Consider the following 13054-nt stretch of genomic DNA (forward strand, 5'->3'; position numbering starts at 1 on the left):
CCTATTTCGTTTATTTTCCGGTAATTGTGCGTAAAATTTGTTCCCGTATCTGGAAAAAATTCTGCGAGAGTGGGTCACGAGGATAGTCCAGGGGCACTGGAACATCTTCAATTATGCTTCCTCCATCGAAAATCACCACCCGTTGGCCAAGAAAGACAGCCTCATCCACATCATGTGTAACAAAAATAATGGTCTTTTTCTCTAATAGAAAGATATCAATCAATTCGGTCTGCAAATTTTTTCTGGTAAAGGCGTCCAGTGCCCCCAGTGGCTCGTCCATCAGAATGATGTCAGGGTCGTAGCAAAGAGTTCTTCCCAGAGCAACCCTCTGGGCCATACCGCCGGAGATCTGTGACGGATAAGCATCTTTAAATTTTTTCAGACCCAGCAAGTCTAAAAAGTGGGCAACAGTTTGACTTACCTGCTGGCGATCCTTTTCTTTAATAAGAGGGAGGGCCATATTTTCTTGCACCGTTAACCAGGGCATCAGCCTGGGTTCCTGAAAGACTATGCTAATTCTTTCTTTTCCTGTGGCCCTTTCCTTTTCTGGTGCAAGGAATGAAATGTGGCCCTTAGTAATTTGTTCTAAGCCACAAAGCAGCCGCAGTAAAGTGGTTTTACCAGAACCGCTTTTCCCCACCAGGGTGACAAAACTACCGTCTTTGATCGTTAAATTAATATTTGAGAGGGCTTTTATTTCTTGATCATGAATGGTGTATGTTTTGCTAAGATTTTCTATGTTAACTCCTGCCATAAGATACCCTCTTTCCAGTCCAAGGGAGTAGGTAATTAGTTAGTTTAAAGAAACTAAAATCAATAATATAGCCGAACAAGCCGATGGTAAGAATGCCCACAATAATAATATCTGGACGAGAAAGCTGTTCCGCTTCGATGATCATATAGCCAATGCCTGAGGATGCTGCAATCAGTTCTGCCCCAATCAGTGACCGCCAGCTGTAGCCTAACCCCAGTCGAAATCCCACAATGATGGAGGGGAGGGCTGCAGGCATAATAATCCGTGAAAACTTGTCCCAGGTGTTAAAGCCAAATACATCGCCCACCTCCAGCAGTTGTTTGCTGCAGCCTAAGATACCGTTGGCAGTGTTTAGAAAGACAGGGAAAAAGGTAGCCAAAATAATCACCGCAAGCTTGGAAGCCTCTTCAATGCCAAACCAGAGAATGAGAATCGGGATGCAGGAAATGGGCGGAATGTGTCCTAGAAAATCCAGCACAGGATCAATAAAAGGTGCCAACCTCCGGTTCATGCCAACCAAAACAGCCAGCGGGAAGGCAAACATAACAGTTAAGAGAAAACCTGCAAAGACCCTGTACAAGCTAATGGCGATATGATCAAGCAATACGCCGCTGGCAGAAAGGTCAAGAAATGTTTGCCAGATCCTAGAGGGAGGGGGAATAATATACTGGTTGATAGATTCTGTGGCTGAGCCAATAAACCATAGCATTAGAATCATTAGTGGAATGACAATACCCCTTAGCCGCTGCATAAATAACCTCCCCAAAAAAAGAAAACCTCTTAGGTTATATCGATAATGACTTTTCAATTTAATTATATAGTAACATAGATTCAATTTCTAAGATGCAGTTCTTTGTTATACCTTGTATTTTATGATCCCTAGTAAAAGTTTTGGTGCCGGTTGTTGTATAAGTGACTTTTTCAACAACCGGCACCGTCTTTCATTACCTGTTAGGCTTATTTGATTTAAATAACAAGATTTGGCTATACTACCCTTCTTGGCTCCCTGCAGCACTAAAGCTAATTTGGCCACAAAGATGGGTGTTATGTTGTTACACTTTAGGTGGTTGATGAAAATAGCTTTACTCTAGGTTAAGCTTCATAAAGAATACCTCAACATCATCATTACGGTTTTGGGTCCATTTAAGTTTATCAATGCACCAACCAGTGATCATTACACTATTGTCTGTTTGCTGGATAGAAAAACCGAGGTCAAATTTACTGCCAGCCAGGGTTTTCTCCCATAATTTCTGACCTGTTTCGTCAGTTTTGACTAGGTAAAGATCATATCCCCGCCCGGCCTTGGGGTTGGTCCAACCGGCCAGCAGGAAGCCACCATCTTGGTATTGCTGTACTGATTTAGCCACAGCCCAGCCATTTCCCCGATAGGTTTTCTGCCACTGTTGATTACCCGAGGTGTCAATTTTTATTAGGTAAGCGTCGGAGCCCGTTGGGTTAGAGGTGGAAGTTTCCCCGGCCAATAGGTAACCACCGTCAGATGTTTCCTGCAAAAAATTCACACAGTCCAGGCCGCTGCCACCTAATGTCTTCGTCCATAGCTTTTTTCCCTTGCTGTCAACTTTAGCTAAATAGATATCTAGACCACCTGTTTTTGTGGAACTGGTCTGTCCTGCCAGCAGATAGTCTCCATCCTTGGTTTCTAAAACTTGGACTCCGGTATCAAGGTTTTTGCCGCCAAAGGTCTGCTCCCATTGCAGTTTACCCTGGTCATTGGTTTTGATCAGGTAAATATCTTTATCCCCGGCCCCGGAGGAGTTTGTTTCCCCCACCAGGATATAGCCCCCATCGGAGGTTTCCTCTACCCATTTAGCACTATCGTCGCTGCTGCCACCCAGGGTTCTTTGCCATTTTTGCTGCCCTGCGGCGTCGGTTTTTACCAGGTAGACATTTTTATCCAAGCCCCCCCAGTTGAAGGATTGGCTAACACCAGTCATAATAAAACCACCGTCTTTGGTTTGGTTTATGGAGAGGAGCCGATCTTCGCTACCCCCACCATAGGTTTTTCGCCATTTTAATAAACCCTTCTCATCAAACTTTAGCAGCAATGCATCATATTTGCCACTTCCTTGGAGATAGGAGGACATGGTTTCAGCCACCACAACGTAGCCCCCATCCTCTGTTTGGAGGGCTGTGATACCCCGATCTACCTCTTTAGTGCCTTCTACCTTTTCAAACTCCGTCAACAATTGATTGGCCCAAGCCTGTGTTGAATAAAAGGTCAGCCAAAATAACACTGCAAAAAGTACTAGAAAACCGGATGTTATTTTTCTAAACATTATGTATTTACTCCTCCACTCGTCGAGAGTTATTACCGGCGCTCCGCCAAGGTCGCTCAGGGGGATAACGATGGCACTTCTAAATTCGGTGAGTTTTGTTTGCACTAAGGAACCCAGGCCATAGTTCATGGCACAAGATTATTTTCATACTATTATACAAGGGTTTTTTCAGGCAGAGAAGAAATAAAATACCAATAGTTTAATTTGCGTTACTTGGAGGAGTAAAGTGGTTGCTTTTTACGTTTTTGTATTTATCATCGGTCTGGTGGTGGGCAGCTTTCTCAATGTTTGCATCTACCGGGTTCCCCTGGGGGAAACAGTGGTTACTAAGCCCTCCCATTGTTTGAATTGTAGTACCCCTCTTAAGCCCTGGGATTTAGTACCCTTGTTCAGCTATGTCTTATTAAAGGGTAAATGTCGATACTGTGGGGTGAAAATATCCTGGCAGTACCCCTTGGTGGAGCTGGTTACCGGGGTAATCTTTTTGGCCACTGTCTTTAATTGGGGTATCTCCTGGGAAGCCCTAGCCATGTTAATATTTTTTTCCATGCTGGTGGTCACTACAGTCATTGACCTTTACCATCAAATTATTCCCGATGGGGTGCTGCTGGTAGGCGGAATACTGGGGATGCCAATGGTATATTTGCAATCCCTGGATCAATTAAAGTGGGGTTTGATTGGATTCTTTGCAGCAGGGCTGTTATTTTTGTTAATTGCCATTGTCTCCAAAGGGGGGATGGGCGGTGGTGATATTAAATTGGCTGCAGTGATGGGACTTTATCTGGGGTTAAAGTCAGTGGCCATAGCCCTTTTCCTTTCCTTTTTATTAGGTGGCTTGATTGGCATGTTATTATTGGTAACAGGCATCAAGGGACGTAAGGACCCAGTTCCCTTTGGTCCCTTTTTGGCTGTGGGTGCAGTTTTATCAGCCTTTTGGGGTGAGAGAATGATTGATTGGTATCTACGTTTTTTATAAATCTAAACTATTGCCAACGAAAAGTGAAGAAGGTGGCCAGACACAACTTCCTGCCCGAAGTCATATGTTAATGTAAGAATAATGGCAGGTATGTTTATGACCTTTTTCTATAGGGGGTAGTAGGTGGTGAAAATTGGTGATATTGTAACAAGGAAGATTTACGGGGAAGATATGCAGTTCTGTGTTTTGGGTTTTTATACCAATCAGAGGACTGGTGAAAAGGTAGCAATTCTGGCCCTATTAGATCCTAATCTTATTGTAGAAGCTTCGGTGCAGGAGCTCAATCCGGTCTCGGCCAGAAAACTCTTTGCTTTAACCCAGAATTTTGTGCACTAGAAAAGCCTCGGCTTGCTGCTAGACCTGGGCAAGCTGATTCCTTTCCGTCAGACCATCTACCTTTATCTTATTGGTGTAAATATTGGTGTAAATAATGTCGAAAGCCGCCGTTATGGCGGTTTCGTTTTTGCATAGTTTTTTAGCGGTGTTTTCTTATAGTCTCCGTTCAGGTTCATTATGCAGCATATTTTCACAGATACTCTGGATATTATTATTCAAGCTTGGAAGTATTTTTTTTCTCTAGAGATAACATATTATACACAGCTACTACTTTTTTTGGATATAATTAACACTAAATGATGAATAAAAATGGAACCTTAAAGTACGCACATTTTTCTATTAACAACAACTAATCTGTAGTGTAATTAATTTCCAGATTGTTTTAAATATCTAGTGACAGGAAATCAGTTCTAATAACCTAAAGTTTTAAGGTAACAATAATTAAGATGAGTGAAAGGAGCTGGGTATTTGCCTTGAGTGATAAATATATTACCATTGCGCAAAATGCTGTCCAAAGGGCAACGGCTGAGGGTGCAGCAATGGCTGAGGCCTTCTTGCTCAGTGGCAAGGAGTTATCCATTGAAACTAGGAACGGTGAAGTAGAGACCATGAAATTGGCCGAAGACAGGGGCCTGGGTATCCGGGTTATAACAGATGGAAGGGTAGGCTTTGCCTATACCACTGATTTTAGTACTTCAGGTCTGGATCAGATTGTTCAACAAGCCTTGGCCAATGGTGCCAATACAGAACCAGATAACTATCATACTCTTCCACGTATAAGTGAACCGTATCCGGCCTTAGATATTTATGATCCTGCCATCCGTGATGCTTCTGTAGAGGCTAAAATTAAAATGGCAGTGGAAATGGAAAATGCCGCTAAGCAACAGGACAGCAGAGTTAAGATTATCGAAAGTTCGTCCTATCAGGATGGTGAAATGGAAGTAAGTATTGTAAACTCCCTGGGGTTGCAGGCACATTATCAGGGGGCTTACTGTGGTATCTATTTATCCTTGGTGGCCGGTGAAGGGGAGGATAGCCAAACTGGTTTTGCCATGAAATATGGTTTAAAATATGCAGATCTGGACCCAATATTCATTGGTAAAACTGCGGCGGAACGGGCCGTGCGCATGCTAGGGGCCAAGCCGGTCAAATCCCAGCGAGCTGCTGTTGTTTTAGATCCCTATATTGCCACCAATTTTTTAGGCCTACTGGCACCGGCTTTATCCGGAGAAGCTGTACAAAAGGGTAGGTCTCTATTTGGGGGTAAGATAGGTCAGGAAGTGGCCAGCAAATTGATTACTGTGGTAGATGATGGCAGGCTTAAGGGAGGTATTGCCTCTGCTCCCTTTGATGGGGAAGGAGTACCTACATCTGAAACCATTTTAATTGAACAAGGAAAATTAAAGGGCTTTTTGCATAATACCTATACAGCTGCCAAGGAGGGTATCTCTTCAACTGGTAATGGTGTACGGGGAACCTTTAAGGGTACGCCGGAGGTGGGAACCACAAACTTCTTTATCCAACCGGGGAAAGTTAGTGCGGAGCAAATAATTAAAGAGGTTAATAATGGGCTTTACGTAACCGAGGTCATGGGCATGCATACGGCAAACCCCATATCGGGAGATTTTTCCCTGGGTGCAGCAGGAATTTGGATTGAAAATGGTAAGCTGACACAACCCGTCCGGGGTGTTGCCATTGCAGGTAACATTATGGACTTGCTGGGTTCAGTGGATGCTGTGGGCAATGATCTGGAGTTTTTTGGGGGCAAAGGGGCACCTACCCTGCGTGTGGCCTCAATGTCTCTCAGCGGCAGCTAGGCCAATGGGCACTTTCCAGTGCCCATTCTATATTTCTCAAAGAAAATGAAAACTTTTTGTTTTGTTACTATCTTTGCAAGAGGATATGTAATATGGTAAAATGTGTGTCGGTATGTGGGGAGAATAAAATTATGAACATTCTTGTATTGCATGGGCCCAACTTAAATCGATTGGGTAAAAGGGAACCAAAGGTTTATGGTCATACTACCCTAGAACAAATCAATGGTCAGATCATAAATTTGGCCCAGGAATTGGGAGCCGTGGTAGAAACCTATCAATCCAACCACGAGGGAGACCTAATAGATCGACTACAGGCAGCTTCGGAAAAGATGGATGCTGTGGTGTTTAACCCTGGGGCTTTTACCCATTATAGTATAGCCCTGCGGGATGCAGTGGCTTCCCTTGACATTCCTGTGATCGAGGTGCATTTATCGAATATACATGCCCGGGAAGAATTTCGTCAGAAATCTGTTATTGCAGCGGTGGCAGCCGGTCAAATTAGCGGTTTTGGTTCGGCAAGTTACTTGCTTGGTGTTCGGGCAGCCGTATCCCTTGCACAATCCAGGAGGAATCAAAAATGATCCAACGTTTAACCAGACTACGTCAAAAAATGTCTGAACAGGGGATTTCCCATTTATTTGTTACTAAACCGGAGAATCGTTTTTACCTCAGTGGTTTTACCGGTACCACTGGGGTTTTGTTGATTGGCCAAGCCACTGCGGATTTTTTAACTGATTTTCGTTACATAGAACAGGTTAAAATACAAAGCCCGCATTTTAATGTGGTTAAGGTTGATCAAGTGTCGCCCTTTGGATTACTTTCCGACATATTGAGGAATTATAAAAGTGACAAGCTGGCCTTTGAGGCTGACCATTTAACCCATAAACAATATCAGGAACTCAAGAACCAACTGCCAGGCATTGAACTAGTGCCCTGTGAGGAATTGTTGGAAGATTTACGGATGATCAAAGATGAAGTTGAAATCGATGTTATTCGTAGTGCTATGCAAATAGGGGATAAAGCCTTTAACCATATTTTGAAATGTATAAAACCCGGTACTTCGGAGTTGGAATTGACCCTGGAACTTGAATTCTTTATGCGTAAACTTGGGGCTTCGGGCACGGCCTTTGATACCATCATGGCTTCCGGTCCAAGATCGGCTCTGCCCCATGGTGTTGCCAGTGAACGTCTACTGCAAACTGGGGATTTTCTAACCATGGATTTTGGTGCCTTATATCAGGGTTATAACTCCGATATGACCCGCACAGTGGTATTGGGCCAACCCGACAGTAAGCAGCAAGAAATTTATAATATAGTTCTGGAAGCCCAAATGGCTGGATTGGCAGCGGTGAGGGCAGGGGTTCCAGCAAAGGAAGTGGATGCCGCAGCCCGGGCAGTGATTTCAAATCATGGGTACGGAGAATATTTCGGCCATGGTACTGGTCATGGAGTGGGTATTGCTATTCACGAAAGTCCCAGGTTGAACACCAAGGATGAAACCATTTTACAACCGGGCATGGTTGTGACAGTTGAACCAGGCATTTACCTTCCCCAATGGGGCGGGGTGCGTATAGAGGATAGTGTGTTAGTGACCGAAAATGGTTGTGAGATACTCACTTCTTCACCTAAAAAAGAGCTAATTAGATTGTAAATTTAGTTTTAGGAGGGCGATTACGTTGATCTCTACCAGTGATTTTAGGACCGGTTTAACGGTCGAAATTGAAAACAACGTTTATCAAATTATTGAATTCCAGCATGTTAAACCCGGAAAAGGTGCTGCTTTCGTACGTACCAAAATGAAAAATATGCGCACAGGGGCTGTTATTGAAAGAACCTTTAACCCTAACGAAAAATTGGCTCCAGCTAGAATTGAACGTCAAGAAGTCCAATATCTATATAATGATGGTGAAAACTATAACGTGATGAATATGGAAACCTACGATCAATTCACTGTTTCCAAAGAAGATATGGGTGATGCAGTGAAGTGGTTGAAAGAAAATATGACTCTAACCATTGCCAGCTTCAATGGCAGCATTATGGGTGTAGATCTTCCCAACACTGTTGAACTGGAAGTTGTCGAAACAGCCCCTGGCATTAAGGGAGATACTGCTTCTGGCGGTGGCAAACCAGCCACTTTGGAAACAGGCGCGGTGATCAACGTACCCTTCTTTATCAACGTTGGAGATGTACTGCAAGTAGATACCCGTACCGGAAACTATGTAAAACGGGTATAATATCCTCTGATGTTTAAAACCCCCTTACATGAGGAATAATACTGTAGGGTTACTACGGTACCAAATGTAAAGGGGGTTTTTTCATGGATAGTTTAAAATCAAAGGTAGCGTATCTACAAGGACTGGCTGACGGAATGGATCTGCCAGTGGAAAACAAAGAAGGACGGTTACTGAACGGCATTATAAGTGTTCTAGAAGACGTAGCCGAAGAATTAGAAGGCCTAGAGGAAGCCCAGGAGCAGCTGGAAGATTATGTAGAAACCATTGATGAGGATCTCTACACGCTGGAGGAAGACCTTGGTAGTTGTGAATGTGAAGAGGGCGACTATGTAGAGGTTGAATGCCCCGGCTGTGGTGAAACGGTCATGTTTGAGTCAGATATACTGGAAGACGATGACGTTATAGAAGTTACTTGCCCAAATTGTGATGAAGTGGTGTTCGTCAACGATGTCGATGATTCTGAACCCCTGGAAGGCAAGGACGGCACCAGACATTCCTAATCAATATATAGCAACAAACAAGACAGGGACTTAGGGCCCTGTTTTTTCTTTTAGCCTTTAGCTTTTAGCCGTTAGCTGTTAGCTTTTGGGCTATTCACCGGTGCAGGCACTTGCACTCTTGTAAATTTTTAGCTTGGTTAGAAGTTTTACTGCGGCAAGAGACCTGCAAAAAGCCCCACGGCTATATGGACTATTGAATCCATTCGACAAATGGAGTTATAATAAGAATGTTGAAATAATGTAGAAATGGGGGAACTACACTTGGCTAGCAAAAAAATACTGATCATTGGTGGTGTGGCCGCTGGCCCCAAAACAGCAGCCCGTGTTCGTCGTTTAGATCCCGAAGCACAAATAACAATCCTGGAAAAGGGTAAGTACATATCCTATGCCGGTTGTGGCATGCCTTTTTATCTTTCTGGCAAAATTCACCAATTTGATGAATTGTATTCTACCTCCTATGGTGTAAAACGTGATCCTGAATTCTTTAAAACTGAGCGTGGTGTGGATGTATTTACCGGAGTAGAAGCTATTTCTATTGACCGTGCTAACAAGAAGGTTGTTGCCCGGGATGTGGAAACTGGTGAAGAAAAGGTTTATGAATATGATAAATTAGTATTAGGTACAGGATCCTACCCCATTACTCCGCCCATTGAGAATCTTGATTTAGCAGGGGTATACCGCCTAAATCACCTTACAGATGCTGAAACAATTAAGAATGCCTTGGATGCTGGTGAAGTAAATGAAGTTGTTGTCATTGGTACTGGGTTTATTGGTATGGAAGCTGTGGATGCCATTTTCAACCCCAGACGTGCCGTAACCGTGGTAGAATTCAAAGATACTTTACTACCTGGTATCCTCGATCCTGATATGGCCAAAATACTCTATAAGAACTTCTATGAGCAAGGCCTAGAAGGACGCTTTGGAGAAAAGGTTCTAAAGTTAGAGGGCGAAGATGGTCGTGTAACTAAAGTTATCACCGATAAAGGATCCATTGACGCAGATGCAGTTATTTTAGCTGTGGGTGTGCGTCCCAATGTTAAGTTGGCTCAAGAGGCTGGTCTCACCATTGGTGAAACAGGTGGCATTGTTGTAAATGAATATTTGCAAACTAGCGATCCAGATATATATGCACTGGGTGACTGCGCCGAAAATGTTAACCTAATAACCGGTAAAAAGGTCTTTGCACCTATGGCTACCTATGCTAACCGTCAAGGTCGTGTGGTGGGTGATAATGTTACTGGAGGTAAGTCTACCTTTAAAGGTGTCCTAGGAACCGGTGTATTGCATTGTATGGATATGAATGTTGCCCGGACAGGTTTGGGTGAAGTACAAGCCAAGGCCCTGGGCTATGATATTGAAACCATTACTGTGGCTACCTTTGATATGACCCACTATCATCCCAGCAGCAATAAGGTTATTATCAAGATGATTGCTGAAAAGGGTACCCAAAGGGTTCTCGGCATGCAGGGTATAGGTAAAGGTGAAGTGGCTAAACGGGCAGACGTAGTGGCAACCATGCTCCATTATGGTGGTACCTTGGATGATCTGCTAACTATAGACCTTGGCTATGCACCTCCCTATAACACACCCATTGATCCCATGGTCCATGCCGGTAATGCCTTGAAGAATAAGCTTGAAGGACTAGCTAAGACCTATACACCGGCGGAAGTGCAAGCAAAAATAGAAAAAGATGAGGACTTTGTCCTGCTGGATGTTCGTCCACCTCATCAGTTCATTATGCGCAACATTAAAGATAAGCGTACCCAACAGTTGACCCTAAGTGAAATAAGGGAAAAACTGGATCAAGTGCCAAGAGATAAAGAAATCGTTACTGTATGCGTCATGGGCAGCCGTGCCTACGAAGGTGCCCGGATCCTTGAGGGTGCTGGATTTAATAACGTAAAATTCATGGAAGCCGGCATGGAAGGCTGGATCTTTGATATGGACGATTTCTAGGAACACTAAGGGACCTGTGCAGATTGCATGGGTCTCTTTTTTGCTATTAGCCGTTAGCTTTTAGTCGTTAGCTCTTAGTCATTAGAGCATGCGGTAAGGGTAAAGTAACAGGATGAAGATACAAGGTAGCACGTACCTCAGGAATAAGACTAAAGGCTAAAGACTAAAAATCTAGCTCAATGGTTCTATTTAGTTGTTAATTAAAAGGGTTTTTATGAATAGATCAAGAAGATTTTAAGGAATGAGATATTGATACCTTTATGAAGGAGGGGACAAATGAAAAAATATTTTATTCTGTTATTATCTCTCGTGGTATGTTTTTCTTTTATCGTTCCTGCTGGAGCTGAGGAGTTATCCAGGGATAAAAGGGCTTTGGTGGAGAGGATTAATACCAGTCTGAGCGAGATGAATACAGACCTATCGTCCACTGCTACAGGTTCAGCTGAATACAAATTGAATCAACTGGGTGGCGAGGCCCTGATGATGTTACCACAATTGGCTGGTATGCAGGGTGCTAAGGTATCCTTTGACTATAGCTTAAATGCACCTGCGGATCAAATGGGTATGCAATGGAAAATGAATTATCAAGGGAAAACCTACCAGGGTGATCTTTACTTTGATGATTCCAGGGTTATCTTTACCAAAGATTTTCTTGAGATGATCAAGGAGATAAACCCTGCAGCAGACCTACCTGACTTAAATACAATGCCTCAATATCTTTATGTAGATCAACCTGAGTTTGCTCAGATGTGGACCAGCCCTTGGCTGGGTTCTAAAATTAATCTTATAATGCCGCTGCAAAGCGAATTGCTAACCTTTATCCTAGAGGGAGTACCAAACAACACTATCAGCAGTTACGGTAACGATTTAAGGATTTCCATAGACCAACAACAATTTGCCGCCTGCTTAGCAGGTATTATGGAGAAAATCCAAAAAGACCCGGAACGCTTTGCAGACCTGGTGGCAAAATATGTCACAACCTTGGATCCGAGTCAGAGTTACGATGTGATAAGGTCGGATATTCTTGCAGATATTAAGGTGGAAAATAATCAAGTTCCCACTGCTGATGAAATGATCAAGTCAATGGCAGAAGCTGGTTTTGAGTTTAATAATTTGACCTATGTCATACCCAGGGGTAAAAATGGCCCCAGCAGTTTTACTCTGAATATGAAAATGAAGGATCCTACCACCGCCAAGGATTTAGGTGAAATGAATTTCAAGGTTGATCAGGTAAAATCAGGCGATAAAATAAAAGGCACCATGGATTTTGACGTAAAGGGTGTTGTAAAAGAGCAAAACATAGCTTTTAGCTTTAAGTTGGCAGGGGATTATGATCAAACCAAAACTAATGCTACATCAAATATGTCCTTGACCATTGATACTACCCAGGGAGCCATGAAAATGTTTAATCTGGGGATGGACATAATCTCCCAGGCCAAAGTTGATAAGCATGTGAACATTGCAGTACCGGTATTAACACCGCAAAACAGTCTTAACCTTGATCAGTTGACCAGTAAAGAGGAACAGGAAACAGTGCAAGCAAAGATGTTTCCTGGTCTAGAGAAGCCAGTGGATGTAGCCATAAATGGTAAACCCCTGAAATTTGATGTCCAACCCATTATTAAGGAAGGTCGCACCATGGTACCCCTAAAGGATCTTGCCGAGGCTTTAGGGTGCAGGTTAAATATGATCAATGATCAAGAACTATATCTGGTCAAGGGAAATAAATATCTGCTAATGAAGATCGGTGAAAGAAAATACACGCTAAATGGTAAGACGAAAATACTAGATGTGCCAGCCTTTGTTAAGAACGGCAGAGTTCTTGTTCCCATCCGTTTCATCGCCGAAGGGCTAGATTGCCAGGTGAAGGCGGAGGAAAATACGGTATATATCATGAGCTATTAGCCGTTAGCCATTAGCTGTTAGCTTAAGGATATTGATTTGGTTACCGGTAGGCTGATAAATTAAATATTTGACATACATTCTAGTTTCTTCCGTCAGCTTTGCTGCAACCTTCCTCTACGAGGAAGGTTTTTTATTATCCCCTTTTTAGAGGGGGGATGCACAGCTTGTTTTAATACAACTAATAGACACAAATGCCGTTAACGGCACCAGCAAAGGATGAAAACTATGAACAATTACGGGCGACCAGAGGTCGCCCCTACGAACCCACGGTTTATGGCT

12 protein-coding genes are annotated in these 13054 nt (G+C 43.2%); 9 read left to right on the plus strand and 3 right to left on the minus strand.

Annotation, left to right across the window (positions count from 1 at the left end; translation table 11 throughout):
• Positions 1–10: 10 nt before the first annotated feature.
• From ACYQ03_RS17535 to ACYQ03_RS17545, 3 genes are all read right to left on the minus strand, one after another.
• Complete coding sequence (locus tag ACYQ03_RS17535; protein ID WP_459911256.1) at positions 11–754, minus strand: ABC transporter ATP-binding protein; 744 nt, start codon at positions 752–754, stop codon at positions 11–13.
• The gene (locus tag ACYQ03_RS17540) at positions 741–1505 is read right to left on the minus strand and encodes an ABC transporter permease (RefSeq protein ID WP_459911257.1); all 765 of its coding nucleotides are present in this window, start codon (positions 1503–1505) and stop codon (positions 741–743) included. The genes ACYQ03_RS17535 and ACYQ03_RS17540 overlap by 14 nt, the downstream gene beginning before the upstream one ends.
• Positions 1506–1836: 331 nt before the next feature.
• Entirely contained in the window at positions 1837–3051 is a 1215-nt protein-coding gene (locus tag ACYQ03_RS17545) for a hypothetical protein (protein ID WP_459911258.1), read from the minus strand.
• A 226-nt stretch (positions 3052–3277) separates the two neighbouring features.
• Between ACYQ03_RS17545 and ACYQ03_RS17550 the strand changes: the two genes are divergently transcribed.
• The 9 genes from ACYQ03_RS17550 to ACYQ03_RS17590 all read left to right on the plus strand — a co-directional run bounded on the left by ACYQ03_RS17550 (position 3278) and on the right by ACYQ03_RS17590 (position 12775).
• A complete protein-coding gene (locus tag ACYQ03_RS17550) occupies positions 3278–4027 on the plus strand; it encodes a prepilin peptidase (protein WP_459911259.1) in 750 nt (249 codons plus the stop codon).
• A 123-nt stretch (positions 4028–4150) separates the two neighbouring features.
• Positions 4151–4363 (plus strand): sporulation peptidase YabG, encoded by a 213-nt coding sequence (locus tag ACYQ03_RS17555; RefSeq protein ID WP_011877409.1) that lies wholly within the window; start codon positions 4151–4153, stop codon positions 4361–4363.
• 446 nt (positions 4364–4809) lie between these two features.
• On the plus strand, positions 4810–6180 hold the full coding sequence (locus ACYQ03_RS17560; RefSeq protein ID WP_459911260.1) for a TldD/PmbA family protein: 1371 nt from the start codon (positions 4810–4812) through the stop codon (positions 6178–6180).
• A gap of 131 nt (positions 6181–6311) precedes the next feature.
• Complete coding sequence (aroQ, locus tag ACYQ03_RS17565) at positions 6312–6761, plus strand: type II 3-dehydroquinate dehydratase (protein WP_459911261.1); 450 nt, start codon at positions 6312–6314, stop codon at positions 6759–6761.
• Positions 6758–7831, plus strand: a complete 1074-nt coding sequence (locus ACYQ03_RS17570; protein ID WP_459911262.1) for a M24 family metallopeptidase — start codon at positions 6758–6760, stop codon at positions 7829–7831. Before aroQ ends, ACYQ03_RS17570 begins: the two co-directional genes overlap by 4 nt.
• Before the next feature lie 25 nt (positions 7832–7856).
• Positions 7857–8414 carry an elongation factor P gene (gene efp, locus ACYQ03_RS17575; protein ID WP_459911263.1) on the plus strand — a complete coding sequence of 186 codons (558 nt, stop codon included), beginning with the start codon at positions 7857–7859 and terminating at the stop codon, positions 8412–8414.
• A gap of 83 nt (positions 8415–8497) precedes the next feature.
• Positions 8498–8914, plus strand: coding sequence for a CD1247 N-terminal domain-containing protein (locus tag ACYQ03_RS17580; protein ID WP_459911264.1), 417 nt, complete (start codon positions 8498–8500; stop codon positions 8912–8914).
• A gap of 246 nt (positions 8915–9160) precedes the next feature.
• Positions 9161–10870, plus strand: a complete 1710-nt coding sequence (locus ACYQ03_RS17585; RefSeq protein WP_459911265.1) for an FAD-dependent oxidoreductase — start codon at positions 9161–9163, stop codon at positions 10868–10870.
• 276 nt (positions 10871–11146) lie between these two features.
• Positions 11147–12775 carry a copper amine oxidase N-terminal domain-containing protein gene (locus ACYQ03_RS17590; RefSeq protein ID WP_459911266.1) on the plus strand — a complete coding sequence of 543 codons (1629 nt, stop codon included), beginning with the start codon at positions 11147–11149 and terminating at the stop codon, positions 12773–12775.
• Positions 12776–13054 lie beyond the last annotated feature (279 nt).

The organism is Desulfotomaculum defluvii (assembly GCF_054657375.1).

What these genes read in the sequence shown, in the direction of transcription:
- aroQ (WP_459911261.1), top strand. Translation starts at nt 6,312, where the DNA reads ATGAACATTCTTGTATTGCATGGGCCCAACTTAAATCGATTGGGTAAA.
- ACYQ03_RS17560 (WP_459911260.1), top strand. Translation starts at nt 4,810, where the DNA reads ATGAGTGAAAGGAGCTGGGTATTTGCCTTGAGTGATAAATATATTACC.
- ACYQ03_RS17580 (WP_459911264.1), top strand. Translation starts at nt 8,498, where the DNA reads ATGGATAGTTTAAAATCAAAGGTAGCGTATCTACAAGGACTGGCTGAC.
- ACYQ03_RS17585 (WP_459911265.1), top strand. Translation starts at nt 9,161, where the DNA reads ATGGGGGAACTACACTTGGCTAGCAAAAAAATACTGATCATTGGTGGT.
- ACYQ03_RS17590 (WP_459911266.1), top strand. Translation starts at nt 11,147, where the DNA reads ATGAAAAAATATTTTATTCTGTTATTATCTCTCGTGGTATGTTTTTCT.
- ACYQ03_RS17540 (WP_459911257.1), bottom strand. Translation starts at nt 1,505, where the DNA reads ATGCAGCGGCTAAGGGGTATTGTCATTCCACTAATGATTCTAATGCTA.
- ACYQ03_RS17570 (WP_459911262.1), top strand. Translation starts at nt 6,758, where the DNA reads ATGATCCAACGTTTAACCAGACTACGTCAAAAAATGTCTGAACAGGGG.
- ACYQ03_RS17535 (WP_459911256.1), bottom strand. Translation starts at nt 754, where the DNA reads ATGGCAGGAGTTAACATAGAAAATCTTAGCAAAACATACACCATTCAT.
- ACYQ03_RS17545 (WP_459911258.1), bottom strand. Translation starts at nt 3,051, where the DNA reads ATGTTTAGAAAAATAACATCCGGTTTTCTAGTACTTTTTGCAGTGTTA.